This is a genomic window from Psychroserpens jangbogonensis (assembly GCF_000797465.1).
Classification (GTDB): domain Bacteria; phylum Bacteroidota; class Bacteroidia; order Flavobacteriales; family Flavobacteriaceae; genus Psychroserpens; species Psychroserpens jangbogonensis.
In genome coordinates, this window is sequence record NZ_JSWG01000009.1 from 248,285 (window position 1) to 266,501 (window position 18,217).

The 18,217-nt window shown below is 33.4% G+C and carries 12 protein-coding genes; 7 read left to right on the forward strand and 5 right to left on the reverse strand.

Features of this window, described 5'->3' with window-relative positions:
* Positions 1-45: 45 nt before the first annotated feature.
* The 4 genes from RH81_RS08230 to recA form a co-directional block, all read right to left on the reverse strand.
* Positions 46-1,788, reverse strand: coding sequence for a hypothetical protein (locus RH81_RS08230; protein WP_033959653.1), 1,743 nt, complete (start codon positions 1,786-1,788; stop codon positions 46-48).
* Positions 1,788-2,330: an RNA polymerase sigma factor gene (locus tag RH81_RS08235; RefSeq protein ID WP_033959654.1), complete on the reverse strand. Its 543-nt coding sequence runs from the start codon at positions 2,328-2,330 to the stop codon at positions 1,788-1,790. Before RH81_RS08235 ends, RH81_RS08230 begins: the two co-directional genes overlap by 1 nt.
* Positions 2,331-2,363: 33 nt before the next feature.
* Complete coding sequence (locus tag RH81_RS08240) at positions 2,364-2,777, reverse strand: hypothetical protein (protein WP_033959656.1); 414 nt, start codon at positions 2,775-2,777, stop codon at positions 2,364-2,366.
* A 122-nt stretch (positions 2,778-2,899) separates the two neighbouring features.
* Positions 2,900-3,904: a recombinase RecA gene (gene recA, locus RH81_RS08245; RefSeq protein WP_033959657.1), complete on the reverse strand. Its 1,005-nt coding sequence runs from the start codon at positions 3,902-3,904 to the stop codon at positions 2,900-2,902.
* Between the two features lie 435 nt (positions 3,905-4,339).
* On the opposite strand from recA, the gene trhO reads away from it, so the two are divergent.
* The 6 genes from trhO to RH81_RS08275 all read left to right on the forward strand — a co-directional run bounded on the left by trhO (position 4,340) and on the right by RH81_RS08275 (position 11,411).
* Positions 4,340-5,404, forward strand: a complete 1,065-nt coding sequence (gene trhO, locus RH81_RS08250) for an oxygen-dependent tRNA uridine(34) hydroxylase TrhO (RefSeq protein ID WP_033959658.1) — start codon at positions 4,340-4,342, stop codon at positions 5,402-5,404.
* Positions 5,405-5,945: 541 nt separating this feature from the next.
* The gene (locus tag RH81_RS08255; RefSeq protein ID WP_033959659.1) at positions 5,946-7,118 is read left to right on the forward strand and encodes a PSP1 domain-containing protein; all 1,173 of its coding nucleotides are present in this window, start codon (positions 5,946-5,948) and stop codon (positions 7,116-7,118) included.
* On the forward strand, positions 7,105-7,605 hold the full coding sequence (locus RH81_RS08260) for a gliding motility lipoprotein GldH (RefSeq protein ID WP_033959660.1): 501 nt from the start codon (positions 7,105-7,107) through the stop codon (positions 7,603-7,605). Before RH81_RS08255 ends, RH81_RS08260 begins: the two co-directional genes overlap by 14 nt.
* Positions 7,606-7,607: 2 nt before the next feature.
* The gene (locus RH81_RS08265) at positions 7,608-9,962 is read left to right on the forward strand and encodes a penicillin-binding protein 1A (RefSeq protein WP_033959662.1); all 2,355 of its coding nucleotides are present in this window, start codon (positions 7,608-7,610) and stop codon (positions 9,960-9,962) included.
* 92 nt (positions 9,963-10,054) lie between these two features.
* The gene (locus tag RH81_RS08270) at positions 10,055-10,756 is read left to right on the forward strand and encodes a CoA transferase subunit A (protein ID WP_033960264.1); all 702 of its coding nucleotides are present in this window, start codon (positions 10,055-10,057) and stop codon (positions 10,754-10,756) included.
* 1 nt (position 10,757) lies between these two features.
* On the forward strand, positions 10,758-11,411 hold the full coding sequence (locus RH81_RS08275; protein ID WP_033959663.1) for a CoA transferase subunit B: 654 nt from the start codon (positions 10,758-10,760) through the stop codon (positions 11,409-11,411).
* A 409-nt stretch (positions 11,412-11,820) separates the two neighbouring features.
* On the opposite strand, the gene RH81_RS08280 is transcribed toward RH81_RS08275, so the two are convergent.
* On the reverse strand, positions 11,821-13,512 hold the full coding sequence (locus RH81_RS08280; RefSeq protein ID WP_033959664.1) for an ABC transporter ATP-binding protein: 1,692 nt from the start codon (positions 13,510-13,512) through the stop codon (positions 11,821-11,823).
* Between the two features lie 234 nt (positions 13,513-13,746).
* On the opposite strand from RH81_RS08280, the gene RH81_RS08285 reads away from it, so the two are divergent.
* Positions 13,747-18,180 (forward strand): M14 family zinc carboxypeptidase, encoded by a 4,434-nt coding sequence (locus RH81_RS08285; RefSeq protein ID WP_033959665.1) that lies wholly within the window; start codon positions 13,747-13,749, stop codon positions 18,178-18,180.
* Positions 18,181-18,217: the final 37 nt, after the last annotated feature.

Consider the following 18,217-nt stretch of genomic DNA (forward strand, 5'->3'; position numbering starts at 1 on the left):
GTTATTGCTAATCAACACAATAACTATCTAACCAACTAAAAAAACCTAAAACTTAAAACTAAGTCCAGTATATACACCTATAAAAAATGGTTTAAAATCACCAGATGTATTATTGAACGTATTTATTTGATACTTGAATGTGGGTTCAAGATTAAATTGAAACTGTTTTGAAAAATTATAGTCAACACCGATTCCAATATTTGCTGTATAACTCAAATCTTTAACATTTGAAGCTTCTCCTAAGCGTGAACGGTCACCATTGTTTAAAACAGCATACACATCATTATCACTTAAAATTAGCGCACTAAATCCTCCTATAAGGTTTAACCCTAATTTACTTTCTACTAAATTGTATTCAAGTTCAACTGGGACTTCAATAAAACTAAGTTGTTGGTCTAATGAACCTAGTTCTTGTGTGAATAAGGTAGCAGGTGCATTTTCAAATTTAAAGTTCCTTGCACTGTAAATTGAATGTTGACTCATGCTATCCACTAAGTTTACATTTGCAATTTGACGATTTCCACGAGCAACAGGATTTGTGTTTTCAAAAATTAGAACATCATTTGTTTTATAACCTAATTGGACTTTATTGATACCTGCTCTAATTTTGAGTTTTTTGTTTAAGGCATAACTTCCTTTAATACCATAACTCATGTTAATTTCAGATTCTTTAGTATTTTCAATAAATTGATTGTCCAAGGAAGAACCTTCACCCAACGAACTGAAATAAACAGGCGCTACGCTTGGTGAAACGCTCCACCTGTTTAGTTTCTCTTCCTCTTCTTCTAATTCTTCCGTGTTTTCGGCTTCAGCTATTGCATTTTCAATAGCATTAACTTCTTCCTTTTCTTCTTTTTCTATTTCTTTATTTTGAGTGTCTTCTATGGTGCTATTATCTTTTTCTAAAGCATCTTTATCTTTAATGTCTGTTTTAGCAACTGTTGCTTTTATGCCAGTTTGAGTTGACTTAAGCAGTGCGTCAATTTCAGACTTATCTTTAATTGTGTTTTGCGTACTCTTATTTGTTTTAGATAAAGTATTTGTAACTGAATCTTTATCCTTAGTGTCTACATTAGCAACAGTAACATTGGTATCTTCTTTGGTTGACTTAAGAAGCACATCTATTTCTGATTTATCTTTAATTGTATTTTGTGTATTCTGAATGGTTTTAGATGATGTTTTTGTAGTACTTGCTACAGCATCTTTTGTCAAAAGGTTGTTATTCGAGTTTTTCTCGTCTTTCTGAGACTTTTCGTAATCATTTGTATTGGTAGCAATACTATTTTGAGTTTTTTCTTTGAGTTTATCTCTGTTAGTACTTTCTGAAGCTACTAAAGGATTCTCTTTGTTCTCTGAAGTGATTACGTTGCTTTTATTCTTGTTTACTGAAGATTGGCCTTCTTCAACTATTGTTTTAGAGTTAGCGTCAACAATTTGTTCCTCTGTATCGTTTTCCAAAATCACCTTTGACGGATCATTTTGATCTAACGTATTATTTTCGTCTTGCGAATTGGAGTTATTGTTCGTTTTAGATTCATTTACAATAGTATCTTTTGAAATACCATCTGTATCAGAGGTGTTAAAAAACTGATTAGTAATTGTAACCAAAAGGACTAAACCTGCTGCTATTCCAGCAACTCTCCACCAAATAGGAATAACGCGACGTTTTTTACGTTTGTCCTCATGGAGTTTTTCCTCTATGTTTTCCCAGACATAATCTTTAGGTGCAACATCAAAGTTTTTGAGTTGCTCCTTAAAGAGTTTATCTATATTCTTTTTTTCGTTCATTATAAACTTTGCGAATTACTACTCGCTTTGTATTGTTCTATTTTATTTTTTAAAATCAACCTTGCTCGAGCAAGATTTGATTTTGATGTGCCAACCGAGATGTCAAGCATTTTTGCGATTTCTTTATGTGAATAATCATCCAAAGCATATAAATTAAACACCAATCTGTAACGATCTGGTAGCTCTTGAATGATTTGCAATAAGAAGTCTATATTAATGTTGTCTTCATCAACTTCAACTGAAACATCTTCAATTTGGTCTTCATTAATTATGTCAAAAACACCAACGCTTCTATAGCGTTGCAAGGCTGTGTTAATTGTTATTCTTTTTAACCATCCTTCAAAAGAGCCTTTACTTTTAAACTGGTCTATTTTTTTAAATATAGTAACATATGCGTCTTGCAAATTATCTTCGGCTTCAGCATAATTACGTGAATACTTCAAGCAAATCGAAAACAGTTTACTCGCAAAGAGCTTATATATTTGACTTTGTGCCTGAGCATCATTTTTTTTACATTGTGCTATGAGTTGTTCTAAACTCAAACGTGTTGGTGTTATTAATTAATATAAATTTAATTAGTCTACTACAGGAACCTCAATAACATAGTAGATATCATTTCCGCTTTCATCTTCGCCTTGCCAAAATCTAAACACGTAAGGGTCAATATCGTTTACTCTGAAGTTTAAAGTAGCTTCTACCTCTTCATATTCAAAAGTTTCACAATTTTCATCAGGAAAAACAGAAGTGATAATTGCAATAGTTCTTTGGTTTAGTTCACTTAGATAATAAAAATCATTAAAAACGTGACAACCAGAAGGTCTTAAATATGTCACTATGATTTCATGTGTACTTCCAAACTGAAACTCTGCAGGCATATAAACATTTTCAACAGGTAAGGTTTCATAGTAAAAATCTGATGAATCATCACCTTCTTCACTACAAGATAATACCGAGCAAATTAAAAAACTTAATAAAAATAATTTCTTCATATAATTAAATATTTAGGCAACACGTGCCTCAATCACTATATAGATGCAATAGGAGTATAAAGGTTGCGTCTAAAAACCAAAAAAATCCCGAATAAGGGATTTTTTTGTCTTGTTGGGTTATTTTAAGCGTCTCCTTTAATTAACGCTCTCACTTTCGCTTCAAGTTCATCCATTAGTTCTGGATTGTCTTTTATTAACGCTTTAACGGCGTCTCGACCTTGTCCTAGCTTAGTTTCTCCATAGCTAAACCACGAGCCACTCTTTTTGACAATCTCATGTTCTACAGCTAAATCTAAAATTTCTCCTACTTTAGAAATCCCTTCACCATACATGATATCAAATTCACACATTTTAAAAGGTGGAGCTACTTTGTTTTTTACAACTTTAACTCTTGTTTTGTTTCCGGCTACATTACCATCAGTTTCTTTAATTTGAGTAGATCGTCTGATATCTAATCTTACAGATGCGTAAAATTTCAGGGCGTTTCCTCCAGTAGTCGTTTCTGGGTTCCCAAACATAACACCAATTTTTTCTCTTAACTGGTTAATAAAAATAACTGTACAATTAGTTTTACTAATAGAACCTGTTAATTTTCTTAAAGCTTGAGACATTAAACGTGCATGAAGTCCCATTTTTGAGTCTCCCATTTCGCCCTCAATCTCACTTTTAGGAGTAAGTGCTGCAACAGAATCTATAACCACAATATCAATTGCTCCAGAACGAATTAAATTATCTGTAATTTCAAGAGCTTGCTCACCATTATCAGGTTGTGAAATAATAAGGTTGTCTATATCTATTCCTAAATTTTCAGCATATGTTCTATCAAATGCATGTTCTGCATCAATAAATGCCGCTATTCCTCCAGCTTTTTGGGCTTCGGCAATAGCATGAAGTGTTAATGTTGTTTTACCTGAAGATTCTGGTCCATATATTTCAATTACTCTACCTCGAGGATAACCTCCAACACCCAATGCAATATCTAGTCCTAAAGAACCTGAAGAGATTGCCTCAACATCAACGACTGCTTGGTCGCTCATTTTCATCACTGTACCTTTGCCGTAGGCTTTGTCTAGCTTGTCTAACGTTAGTTTTAATGCTTTTAATTTTGCTTCTTTTTCGCTACTCATTTCAATCTGTTTTTATTTGATAGGTCTGCTAAATTACAACAACTTTTAATTATTTTCAATCTTCTGACGCAACCTTTTTAAACATTTTGCATCTACTAATTGAGATTGGGAAATCTTGCTATGAAAATGGTCAGTTACATGACTTATCCACTTAAATTTAATTCTTTTAATTAGGATGAGATTTTTTAGAAAAATTATTTTTAACAACGCATTAGGTCTTTCAGGAGCTGTTCAAGTTAACAGTAACTGTAAAGCCGATGGCGGCTAACTCGCAAAATATTTTTAAGATTAAATTAAAAATATTAATAACGAGTAAGTCTAAAAAAAGCACTTTGGAAAATCCATAAGTGCTTTTTTGTTTTTTTGGATATTGTTAAACAATGGTTTTTGTACCTTTGCAATTCATATTTTTTTAACACCTAAAATTAGTATAGCATGCAACTGTACAATAACTTAAGTGCTAATGAAAGAGCAGAACTAATAGAGAAAGCGGGAAAAGATCGCTTAACTATCTCTTTCTACAAGTACGCCAAAATTGGCAATACCGAAATTTTTAGAAACCACATGTTTATAGCTTGGAACGATTTTGACGTTTTGGGTAGAATATATGTTGCTAATGAAGGTATTAATGCCCAACTCTCTGTTCCAGCAGAAAGTTTCCAACCCTTTAAAAACCATTTAGACACAATTTCTTTTTTAGAAAATGTAAGATTAAACATTGCCATTGAGCATGATAATTTTGCTTTTTTAAAGTTAAAAGTTAAAGTACGTCATAAGATTGTTGCAGACGGTTTAAATGACAATACCTTTGATGTTACAAATAAAGGTGTTCATGTAAATGCAGAGACATTCAATTATTTAATTGAAGATCCAAATACCGTTTTGGTTGACATGCGTAATCATTATGAAAGCGAGATTGGTCATTTTAAAAATGCAGTAACTCCAGATGTGGATACGTTTAGAGAATCTTTAGATCTTATTGAAGAAGATCTTAGAGAACACAAAGAAGATAAAAACCTAGTCATGTATTGTACAGGAGGAATTCGTTGCGAAAAGGCGAGTGCTTACTACAAACACAAAGGGTTTAAAAATGTATTCCAGCTAGAAGGAGGTATTATCAATTATGTGAGACAAGTTGAAGCCAATGATTTAGAAAATAAATTTTTAGGAAAAAACTTTGTATTTGATGAACGTCGCTCTGAACGCATTTCTGATGATGTAATATCTAATTGTCATCAATGTGGCAAGCCTGCAGATATGCATACAAATTGTGCTAATGAAGCTTGTCATTTGTTATTTATTCAATGTGATGATTGTAAGGAACAAATGGAAAACTGTTGTTCTACAAGCTGTAAGGAAATTAGTAGATTGCCATTTGAAGAGCAAAAGGAATTACGAAAAGGCCAAGGCAATAGCAACGACATTTTCAAAAAAGGAAGAGCAGATCACCTACCTTTTAAAAAAGACTTAAGAAATATTTTTGAAGTCTTAAAAAAATAAAATAAGGCTCCATTATAAAATGGAGCCTTATTCTTTTATTCTTTAATTAACTTAATTGTTTTGACTTCGTTTGAATCGCTTTCAAGCCTAACGAAACACATTCCATTTGAGAAATTTAAAGCTTGATTAAAACTAACCTGATTAATTCTAATAACATTAATTGGTTGAGTTACAATTTTTTCTCCAAAAGTGGCGGGTGACGTTAATTCACTATCGACTTTTTAATCTAGAGTCTGCGCCATAATATGTCCGATAAAAAAAAGCGCAAAAATGTAAAGTGTAATTTTTGAATTCATAATTTATAGTTTTAAGTTTATATGTTATCATCGAAAAGAATTATGATTGTGAGCATAATAAAAACATTCCATCAAATTATTTCTTTAAATTACTAAAAATCAATTAGATATACAACATTTACATGATGTAATGGTGTTAGGTTTATTCAATTATCATACTCAATAAATAATCTTATCTTTACATTTCAAAAGAACTATGAATCGTCTTCTGAAAGAGATCCTTTCAGAATTTATATATAAAATTTATGAGTTGTAACAGTTGCTCAACTGGAAAGGATGGACAACCAAAAGGATGCAAAAGCAATGGGACTTGTGGCACAGATAGCTGCAATAAACTTACTGTTTTTGATTGGTTGGCTAATATGTCGTTACCTCAAGGAGAAGAAGCCTTTGTCGGTATTGAGGTGCGTTTTAAAAATGGACGAAAACTATACTACAAAAACACCGAAAGTCTTACTTTAAGTATTGGTGATATAGTGGCTACACAAGCACAATCTGGACATGATATTGGGATGGTTACTCTTACAGGAGAATTGGTAAGAGTGCAAATGAAGCGCAAAAAAATAGATATTAATGATGAAGAAAATGTCATGAAAATCTATAGAAAAGCGTCTCAAAAAGATATTGATATTTGGTCAGGAGCCAGAGATAAAGAAGAGCCAATGAAGGTGAAAGCACGTCAATTTGCTATTGATTTGCAGCTTAAAATGAAAATTTCTGATATTGAATATCAAGGTGATGCCAGTAAAGCTACATTTTATTACACAGCTGAAGAGCGTGTAGATTTTAGAGAACTTATTAAGCTTTTTGCTCGCGAATTTAGAACGCGTATTGAGATGAAACAAGTTGGTTTCCGTCAGGAAGCTGCTCGTCTTGGAGGTATAGGTTCTTGTGGTAGAGAATTATGTTGTTCTACTTGGTTAACAGATTTTAGATCTGTTAGTACATCTGCAGCTAGATATCAGCAACTTTCTCTAAACCCTTTAAAACTTGCTGGTCAATGCGGTAAACTTAAATGCTGTTTAAATTATGAGCTGGATGCTTATTTAGATGCTTTAAAAGCATTTCCGAAAAATGACACCAAATTATATACAGAAAAAGGAACAGCAGTTTGTCAAAAAACGGATATTTTTAAAGGACACCTTTGGTATGCTTATGAAGGTGAATGGATGAATTGGCATGTTCTTACTACAGATCAGGTCAAAGAAATTATTGATAAAAACAAGGCGAAACAAAAAGTGGCAAGCTTAGAAGAATATGCTGCTGAGCTTATTGAAGATACTAAAACCGAGTTTGAAAACGTTGTTGGTCAAGATAGTTTAACACGTTTCGATAGTCCAAAACATAAAAACAAACGTAAAAATAATAAAGGGAAACAAAGACGTCGTCAAAAGCCTCAGAATAATGCCAAAAAGTAAGTATTGCATTGTTTTTTTAATGTTCTTAATTGCTGTCTCATGCGATTCTAATCGCATTTATGACGAATATAAGTCCATACCAGATCAATGGCATAAAGATTCAGTTATCTCTTTTAAGGTTACACCACCAGATACAATTAACAATTACAATTTGTTTGTAAATTTGAGAAATACTAGCAACTATAAGTACAGTAATCTTTACTTGGTAGTAGAATTAAATTATCCCAATGGTAAAACATTAAAAGATACATTAGAGTATAGAATGTCTGCGCCAGATGGCACATTTCTAGGCACAGGGTTCACTGATTTAAAAGAAAATAAACTCTGGTATAAAGGTTATGATCAACCTTTTGTTTTTAATGAATCTGGAGATTACCAAATTAAAGTGCAACATGCTATGCGCAAAAATGGTGAAGTAAATGGCGTTCTTAATCTTGAAGGCATTACTGATGTTGGTTTTAGAATTGAGCGAGATAATACAAATTGATTATGGCAAAAAAGACAGTAAAAAAGAAATCAGCATCGACTACAATCGTTGATTTTTCTAAATACATACGTTGGTTTTGGATGACATTTACAGGTGGCGTTTTGTTATTCATACTTATGTTTTTGTTGGCATCTTGGGGTTTTTTAGGAGAAATGCCAGATCATACTATTCTAGAGAATCCTAAAACTCATTTAGCAACTGAAATCATTTCTTCTGATGATAAAACCTTAGGTAAGTTTTATCTTAATGATAATCGTACTCCTGTTGATTATAGTGAATTGCCAAAACATTTGGTAGACGCTTTAGTCGCGACTGAAGATATAAGATATTACGAGCACTCAGGAATTGATGCTAGAGGAACACTAAGAGCAGTTTCCAAGTTTGGAAAAGGCGGAGGAGCTAGTACCATTTCGCAACAATTGGCAAAACAATTATTTACTAAACAAGTCTCTTCAAATAAAATACAACGTGTATTTCAAAAAGTTAGAGAATGGGTTATTGCTATTCGACTAGAACGTCAATACACTAAAGAAGAAATTATTGCCATGTATTTCAATATCTACGATTTTGGAAATAATGCAGATGGAATTAGAAGTGCTGCTCGTATATATTTTGGAAAGGAACCAAAAGAGTTAGATATAAAAGAAGCGGCAATGTTGGTTGGTATGTTTAAGAATTCTTCGTTGTATAATCCAAGATCGCATCGTAATCCTGAAGGCACTAAAAACAGAAGAGATGTAGTATTTAGCCAAATGGAAAAGTATGAGTATATCACGACAGCTCAAAAAGATTCACTTCAAAAAACAGAATTAGATTTAAATTATTCTCCAGAATCTCATAGAGAAGGAATTGCGACATACTTTAGAGCATATCTCGACCGCTTTATGAAAGATTGGATTAAAAATAATCCAAAACCAGATGGAGAAAGCTATAACTTGTATAATGACGGACTAAAAATCTACACGACAATAGATTCAAGAATGCAGAAGTATGCTGAGAAAGCCGTTCAAAGACACATGCCAAGATTACAAGCTGAATTTGACCACCAGAATTCACCAGATAGAAATAAAACAGCGCCTTTTTTAGACCTAGAAGAAAGTGAAATAAGAGGATTAATGAAGACTTCGATGAGACGTTCTGAGCGTTGGAGAGTTTTAAAAAATAAAGGGAAGACTGAAAAAGAGATTGAGGCTTCATTTGATAAGCCAACACAAATGTCTGTATTTGCCTGGAAAGATGGTAAAGCGTCAGAGATTGATACCATTCTGAAACCTATCGATTCTATGCGATATTATAAATCGTTTTTACATCCAGGTATGATGTCAATGGATCCGCAAACTGGACATGTTAAAGCTTGGGTTGGAGGAATGAATTATAGACATTTTCAGTACGATCATGTTAAACAAGGAAAGCGACAAGTAGGTTCTACTTTTAAACCATTTGTTTATGCTACTGCTATAGATCAATTGCATTTATCGCCTTGTGATACCTTGCCAAGACAACAAATAACTATAGAAGCAGATAAATACGGAAACCCAGAACCTTGGACAACTAAAAACTCTGATGGTCGTTATGATGGATTTTTAACACTAAAAGATGCACTAGCAAATTCGGTTAATACCATTACTGCACGATTAATGGATAAGGTTGGTCCGCAACCAGTTATTGATATGGCAAAAAGGTTGGGTATAGAGCAAGATATTTTGCCCGTTCCAGCAATTGCATTAGGTACTCCAGATTTAAGTGTTTATGAAATGGTGGCAGCATACTCAACGTTTGCCAATAAAGGGGTCTATAACAAACCTGTAATGGTAACTCGTATTGAAGATAAAAATGGAACTATTCTATATCAGTTTACTCCTGAAAGTCGTGATGTATTGAGTGACGAAGTGGCTTATACTACAGTTAACTTGATGCAAGGTGTTACCGAATCAGGTTCGGGAGCTAGATTGCGCAGAACTTGGGGAGCAGATCAAGGTGTCTACAAAGAAATAATAACAGGATATCCATATGGTTTTACAAACCCAATAGCTGGTAAAACAGGAACTACACAAAATCAAAGTGATGGTTGGTTTATGGGAATTGTTCCAAATTTAGTGACTGGTGTTTGGGTAGGTGCAGAAGATAGGGCTACACACTTTAAAACTCTGACTTATGGACAAGGCGCTGCTATGGCGCTTCCAATTTGGGCGCTGTATATGAAAGCATGTTATGAAGATTCTGAGTTAAATGTATCAAAAGGGGAGTTTGAGAGACCTCAAAACCTTTCAATCGAAGTAGATTGTAGTAAATTAGGTGATGATGATTCTAATGAAAAAGACACAGCTGATGAATTAAAAGATGTTCTAGATTTTTAATAGTTAGACTGTTTTTTAAGTAAAAATCCAAAGCCATTCATTGTAGAATGGCTTTTTTATTTCGTATTTTTCGGTATCAAAATTTAATAGTAATGATCAATAAAAAAGTAGCTAATGTTTCTGAAGCTTTAGAAGGCGTAAAAGACAATATGACCTTTATGTTTGGTGGTTTTGGCTTATCGGGAATACCAGAAAATGCTATTGCAGAACTAGTGCAAAAAGGAGTTAAAGGTCTTAAATGTATATCTAATAATGCAGGTGTAGACGATTTTGGATTAGGCTTATTATTACAAGGTAAGCAAATAGATAAAATGACGTCATCTTACGTTGGTGAGAATGATGAATTTGAAAGACAAATGCTTTCAGGTGAATTAGATGTGGAATTGATTCCACAAGGGACTTTAGCTGAACGTTGTAGAGCTGCACAAGCAGGTTTCCCAGCGTTTTACACACCTGCTGGTTACGGAACTGAAGTGGCTGAAGGAAAGGAAACCAGAGAATTTGATGGAAAAATGTATGTATTAGAACATGCGTTTGATGCTGATTTTGGATTTGTAAAAGCCTGGAAAGGTGATGCAGCTGGAAACTTAGTTTTTAAAGGAACAGCTCGTAATTTTAATCCTAATATGTGTGGCGCAGCTAAAATAACAGTAGCTGAAGTTGAAGAATTGGTGCCAGTTGGTGAATTAGATCCAAATCAAATTCATATACCAGGTATTTTTGTACAGCGCATTTTTAAAGGTGAGCGTTTTGAAAAAAGAATTGAACAAAGAACTGTAAGACAAAGAGATTAATATGTTGGATAAAAACGGAATCGCAAAGCGAATCGCAAAAGAAGTTCAAGATGGTTATTATGTGAACCTTGGGATAGGTATCCCAACTTTAGTTGCTAATTATGTAAGGGACGACATTGAAGTTGAGTTTCAAAGTGAAAATGGTGTTTTAGGAATGGGACCTTTTCCTTTTGAAGGAGAAGAGGATGCAGATATTATTAACGCAGGAAAACAAACTATTACAACATTACCTGGAGCAAGTTTCTTTGATTCAGCTACAAGTTTTTCTATGATAAGAGGAAAGCACGTAGACCTAACAATATTAGGTGCCATGGAAGTTTCTGAGAATGGAGATATTGCTAACTGGAAAATTCCAGGTAAAATGGTTAAAGGTATGGGAGGAGCAATGGATTTAGTAGCAAGTGCTGAAAATATAATTGTGGCCATGATGCATACTAATCGTGCTGGACAATCTAAATTGTTAGCGGAATGTTCTTTACCGTTAACTGGAGTTGGCTGCGTTAAGAAAATTGTAACAAACCTCGCTGTAATTGAAATTACAGACAATGGCTTTAAACTTTTAGAGCGCGCTCCTGGTGTTTCAGTTGAGGATATTAAAAATGCTACTCAAGGGACTCTAATTATTGAAGGAGATATTCCTGAAATGCAGATTTGAGACTATTTCAACTAAGTAGAGATATTAATAAACCACTTTTTTAGTGGTTTTTTTATGTTTTGTAAACTAATCCGAGAGCTCTAATACATGTTATATTGTAAGAAAAAACGTCAAATCATATAGTAAATGTTAAAATTTAATGCATTTCATCGATTAATTACGTGTTTTGTCTGATTAATTAAAAACATGTTACATATTTACAAAACCAAATCGAAACAAATATTAACCAAATTTACCATAAACTTAACTTTATGATTTGCCCCAAATCTATCATAAATTTTAACCTATGAACTTTTTTGCCCCAAATCTACTTAAACCTACAGTTTCTGAAAATAAGCTGAAAATTAATTTCAGAAACACATTAAGATTGCTCAAAAATATCTTAAACCTAACTAAAAAAATATTCATGCTATAATCCTTTAGGGATAGCATGAATAAGTTTTTTAGTGTATTCTTTTTTAGGGTTTTCATATATAATATCTGCATCGTCCATTTCTTCTACTTTTCCATTATTCATTACTAAAAGTTGATCAGACATATATTTCACCACAGCTAAATCGTGAGAGATAAATATGTAAGTAAACCCAAAATTATCTTTAAGGTCATTTAATAAATTTAATACTTGTGCTTGAACCGATATATCCAAAGCAGAAACCGATTCGTCACAAATAATTAACTTTGGTTCTAAAGCAATGGCTCTAGCAATTCCAATTCTTTGACGTTGACCTCCAGAAAACTCATGTGGATAGCGATTAAAATAACTATCGTCAAGACCCACTTTTAGTAGTAAATTCAATACTTTTTCTTTTCTATCAGAATCAGATGATCCTATACCATGTACTTTCATAGGTTCCATAATGGCTTTACCAACTGGAATTCTTGGATTTAGCGAAGCATAAGGATCTTGAAATATAATTTGAATATCTTTTCTTAGTTTTCTTACTTCAGTTGTATTGAGTTTGGTAATATCAATACCATGATATAAAATTTGTCCAGCTGTCGATTTATCTAATAAAAGAATAGCATTTGCTAAAGTTGATTTACCACAGCCAGACTCGCCAACCAAACCTAATGTTTCGCCTTCATAAAGTTCGAAACTTACTTGGTTTACAGCCTTAAACGATTCAGCTTTCCCAAACCAACCAGATTTTGATAGGTATTCCTTTTCAAGGTTTTTAACCTCTAGTAATGCTGGTTTATTGTATAATGCTTCGTGAGCCGTTTTACGTTGAGCCATACTTATTGTCTCTGTTATAGAATTACCCTCCATAAAATCTTTTATGGTTGGCAAGCGTTTTAAACGAATTTCTAATGAAGGCTTCGAACTTAATAATGCTTTAGTATAGGTGTGCTGAGGTTTATTAAAAATATCAGATACGTTTCCTTGTTCAACAATAGCACCTTGATACATGACCAAAATGCGATCTGCTATTTCAGAAACAAGAGCTAAATCATGAGAAATAAATATGATGCTCATGTTTTTTTCGGCTTGTAACTGCTTTAAAAGCTCAATAATATCTTTTTGGACCGTTACATCTAAAGCGGTTGTAGGTTCATCTGCAATTAAAAGTTTTGGCTTACAAGCAATAGCCATGGCAATCATGACGCGTTGTTTTTGCCCTCCAGAAATTTCATGAGGATAGGCTTTATATACACGTTCTGGTAGTGGCAATTTTACTTTTTCAAAAAGCGCAATAGTTTCTGCTTTAGCTTCAGTTTTTGATAAGTTGGTATGCTGAAGTATGATCTCAATAACCTGATTTCCGCAGGTCATTGACGGGTTTAAAGAACTCATAGGCTCTTGGAAGATCATTGCAATATCATTTCCCCTAATATTTTGAAACTCTTTTGCAGAAAGCGAAGTTAAATCTTGACTATTAAAATGAATAGCTCCGCTAGTAATTTTTGATATAGCCTTAGGGAGTAATCCTAAAATAGCCAATGATGATACAGATTTCCCTGAACCAGATTCACCTACAATACCAAGGATTTCATTGGTGTTTAAATCATAGGAAATATTATGAATAATTTTGGTCTCGTTTTCGTTATTAAAGAATGAGATTGAAAGGTCTTTTACTTGCAGTAAAACTGTATTTGGCATATGTAAAAATAGACAATTTTAAGTACCATAAAACACTAAAAACCTTCATTCACCTCTATTTTTACATAAATAAGTTAAAATTCATTTTCACGTAAATTATTAGTTTTCAACAATTTACATTTTTTACTATTTTTAAATCGTGCATTTCATCGATTATTTATGCGCTTTATGGATAAAAACACACTTAGATGTTATATATTTGTTGAAATCAAATTCATTGATACCCCAAATTAAATGAAAAGAATTACTTTAACCTTAGCCGTTTTATTGACGCTTTTACTTAATGTAAATGCACAAAATTCAATACTTAAATCACAGGATTTAGAACAAGAAAAAGCAGAAAAATACCTTTCATCAAAGGGAGAACTTACCTTTACGTTTCAAATAGAAAGAGGTGGAGATGTAGAAGCTTTAACACGTGACATGTCTCTAGTTAATTATGACCCTAACACTAATACTGTTAAGGCCTGGGCAAACGAAGCTCAGTTTAGAAGATTTGTAACTAAAAACATTCCTTACAGTATACCCAAAAGCGAAAATGAAGTTGATGAATCTGTCATATATGATGTAAGACCTTTGGCTGCTAGAGCTCCTGGTGATCAACTTACATTTCCTCTAGCTTCTTATCCAACTTATGCAGAGTATGCACATCAAATGCAACATTTTGAAGATGATAATTTTGGATTAGTTGAGATGGTAAATATAGGTGCGACTCATCAAGGAGATAAAGATTTACTATTTGTAAAAATATCAGATAATGTTGCTACAGATGAGCAAGAGCCAAAACTTATGCTAACCTCTTCAATGCATGGAGATGAGATTGCTGGCTATCCAATGATGCTATCATTAATAGATTATATACTAACGGTTTATAATAATACTGGTCATTCAGATCATGCTAGAATTAAAAATTTAGTTGAGAATGCAGAAATTTGGATTAACCCAAGCGCAAATCCAGATGGGACTTATCATAATAGTTCGGGTAATACTTCAGTGACTGGTTCAAGAAGAGGTAACGCCTTAAATATTGATTTGAATAGAAATTATCCAGATAACGTTGCTGGAGCACATCCTGATACCGAAGTTTATCAAACAGAAACTTTGGCGTTTATGGCTTTTGCAGAGGCACATAACTTTGTATTGTCAGCAAATTTTCATGGTGGAACAGAATTAGTTAATTATCCTTTTGATAATGCGTATTCCGCTCAATATATTCATGCAGATAATGATTGGTTTGAGCACATTGGTATAGAATATGCCACACATTGTCAAACAGATGCAAACGCAGGACCAAGTTCAACACCATCATATAGTAATAAAGCTTCATATATGACTGATGATGATGACTGGGATGAGAGTGCAGGTAACCAAGCATGGCATAATGATTATGCACAAAGTCCTGGTGTAACTCATGGAGCAGAATGGTATCGTGTTTATGGAGGAAGACAGGATTACATGAATTTTTATGAGCAATGTAGAGAAATTACAATAGAGCTTTCCGATGTTAAAATTTTAGCCGAGAGTTCATTAGTTGATTATTGGTATTATAATAGAGATGCCTTATTAGATTTTTTAACTCAAGGAACTTATGGCTTTAGAGGAATTGTAGCAGATGCAACGAATCCTTCTCTAGAAATTGAAGGCGCAAAAGTAACCATTGTAGGTCATGATGATTATGGTTCTGAAATTTATACAGATGTGGATGGCGATTATTACAGACCAATTAAAGCAGGTACTTATGACTTATTATTCGAAGCGCCATGTTATCAACCAGTAACGGTTTCAGGCCAATCAATAACTGATGGTAATACAGTTGTTTTAGCAAATGTTCTATTGACTCCTTTAGCGAGTATACCAACAGGACTGCAAGCTTCGAATGTAAGCACTACTTCAGCAACATTAAGTTGGGATGAAATATCTGGAATAACTTACGACTTGCGCTATAGGGAACAAGGAGAGCCTTCTTGGACAACAACTACAGTTTCAGAGGCAACTAAACAGCTAACGGGTTTAACTGCATTAACGCAATACGAGGTTCAAGTAAGAAGTAATTGTGGTAATTTCAATTCTGCTTATAGCAGTTCGGTTCTATTTACAACCTCAGATGCAGTTGCATGTGTGGGAACATTGATATCTTCTTTCCCTTATTTAGAAACTTTTGATTCTGGATTAGGAGACTGGACACAAGATTCTGGAGATTCCGGAGATTGGTCTTTAGATGCAAATGGAACGCCTTCAAATAATACAGGACCTTCAGATGATAATACTGGTAATGGTAATTATCTTTTTACTGAAGCATCATCTAGTGGTGTGGGTTCTAATGCCACTGTTATCTTAACGAGTTCATGCTTTGATCTTACAAACTTTACTACGGGTTCTTTTTCATTTTATTATCATATGTTCGGAACAGACGTTGGGACATTAAATTTAGAGATATCATCAGATAATGGTGATAATTGGACAAATATATTTACAGAATCCGGTAATCTTGGTAATCAATGGAATACACAAAACATAGACTTAAGTAGTTATTTCGGCGAAACCGTAAAATTTAGATTTACTGGTATAACAGGTAATGGTTGGAGTAGTGATATTGCAATTGACCATATTGTTATAGTTGACGACTATGACTATTGTGCGTCTAACGGAAATGATACTTCTGACGAATACATAAATAGAGTGCAACTTAACACCTTAGATAACAATAATTCAGGAGTCGGAACAGACGGAACAGGTTATTCAGATTTTACTGACACTCCTTCTCTAATCACTAATTTATTATCAGGTACACAATATACAATAACAGTTTCACCAGATTGGCCAGGTAATTCATTTAATGAAGGCTATTCTGTATGGATAGACTATAATCATAATGGTGATTTTTCAGATAGTGGAGAGCAAGTTTGGACACAGGCTGCAACCAATAGCGCGTCAGTTTCTGGAACTTTTACATTACCAACTACAGACATTAATTATGGAGAGACTAGAATGCGAGTTTCAATGAAATATGATGGAATACCAACAGAATGCGAATCCTTTGGTTACGGTGAAGTAGAAGATTATAAAGTCAATATTGTTTACGATGGTCTTTTATTCACAAATAATACTTGGATACCTAGCGCTCCAAATGGTACAACTACATCTGAAAAGGTTCTATTATTAGATGGAATATATAATGTTGACTCTGCAATTAGTGTTAACAACATTATTGTAAATTCTGGAGCAACAATTAATGTTGAAAAAGGACAATCTGTAGCAGTTGCTCTAGACATAAGAAATTTTGGTGAATTTATTTTAAATTCTGATTCTGATGAATTCTCTAGTTTAATTGTTGAGGGTTCAGTAGCTGGAGATGTAAAGTACAATCGTCATGTCACATCAAATGCTGGCGGAAATGATATTATTTCGCCACCAGTGAGTGGTGAGTCCTTTACAAGCTTTATTTCTAATAATTCCAACATACTATCTAATTCTGGACAGACGGTTTATCTTTTTGGACCTTTTGAAAAACCAATAAATCATTATCAACTATTTTCTAATGTTGAGGCCGTAAATCTTGAAGCAGCTAAAGGATATCGAACGGGCTCTACAGATGGTGGGACGTTTACATTTTCGGGTTCAGTTACTACGGGATCATTAAATGTTCCTATAGTGAAAACAGGAATCGATTTTGCCAAGTGGAATTTAATAGGTAACCCTTATACTTCATACATAAAATTAGAAGATTTTTTAAATGCAAACTTAACTGAGTTGGATGCTCAAAGTGTTGCCATATATGGTTATGATGCTGATATCACAGACGGAAGTGTATGGACCATATGGAATGTTGCTTATTCAAAGGATAACCCTAATACTTTAATTGCTCCTGGTCAAGGATTCTTTGTCTCTTCAAAAGATGGCGGATCTAATGTATCATTTACACCGTCTATGAGAACTACAGGTTCTACAGACGATTTTATAGAAGGAAGAAACGCGGATAATACTATTTCTCATTTTGTAATTAAAATGACGTCTACTGATAAAGTTTTTGGTACTGATATTTATTTTATAGAAAATGCCTCTTTAGGGCTAGATATAGGTTATGATGCCGAACTTTTTGAAGAAACACCGTTATCATATTCTATCTATTCAGAATTAACCGAAGGGAGTCAAGACTTAAACATGGCAATTCAATCTATTGGATTCGACGATGTAAATGGAAGTACTTTAGTTCCTTTAGGCATTAATCTTTTACAGGGTCAGCAAGTAAGTATAAGTATGGACACTTCAGATTTAGATTATGACGTATATTTAGAAGATACACTTACAAATACAGTCACACTTTTAAATACATCTGAATATAATTTAACGGCAGATACAGATTTAATTGGTACTGGACGTTTTTATATTAGGTTTGAAGCAGAAACATTATCAATTGTAGACTCTGGTCTTAGTAATGTTCAAGTTTTTAATAATTCTGATACAAAACAGATAATTGTAAAAGGTCCGTTGACCGAAGACACATCATTTATTCTGTATGATATTCAAGGAAGAGAAATTATTAGAAAAGATTTAAATACAAGCAATGCTATTAATATTATAGATGCTTCCAATTATTCAAAAGGAGTTTATTTAGTCCAGCTTACCAATACTACAGGTACAATTAGTAAAAAGCTAATTATTAGGTAAACTTTATAAATCACATATAATTACAAGAGCTCAGGTT

Coding starts and splice junctions, on each gene's coding strand:
- RH81_RS08275 (WP_033959663.1), top strand. CDS start 10,758: ATGTTGGATAAAAACGGAATCGCAAAGCGAATCGCAAAAGAAGTTCAA.
- recA (WP_033959657.1), bottom strand. CDS start 3,904: ATGAGTAGCGAAAAAGAAGCAAAATTAAAAGCATTAAAACTAACGTTA.
- RH81_RS08260 (WP_033959660.1), top strand. CDS start 7,105: ATGCCAAAAAGTAAGTATTGCATTGTTTTTTTAATGTTCTTAATTGCT.
- RH81_RS08255 (WP_033959659.1), top strand. CDS start 5,946: ATGAGTTGTAACAGTTGCTCAACTGGAAAGGATGGACAACCAAAAGGA.
- RH81_RS08285 (WP_033959665.1), top strand. CDS start 13,747: ATGAAAAGAATTACTTTAACCTTAGCCGTTTTATTGACGCTTTTACTT.
- RH81_RS08240 (WP_033959656.1), bottom strand. CDS start 2,777: ATGAAGAAATTATTTTTATTAAGTTTTTTAATTTGCTCGGTATTATCT.
- trhO (WP_033959658.1), top strand. CDS start 4,340: ATGCAACTGTACAATAACTTAAGTGCTAATGAAAGAGCAGAACTAATA.
- RH81_RS08270 (WP_033960264.1), top strand. CDS start 10,055: ATGATCAATAAAAAAGTAGCTAATGTTTCTGAAGCTTTAGAAGGCGTA.
- RH81_RS08265 (WP_033959662.1), top strand. CDS start 7,608: ATGGCAAAAAAGACAGTAAAAAAGAAATCAGCATCGACTACAATCGTT.
- RH81_RS08280 (WP_033959664.1), bottom strand. CDS start 13,512: ATGCCAAATACAGTTTTACTGCAAGTAAAAGACCTTTCAATCTCATTC.
- RH81_RS08230 (WP_033959653.1), bottom strand. CDS start 1,788: ATGAACGAAAAAAAGAATATAGATAAACTCTTTAAGGAGCAACTCAAA.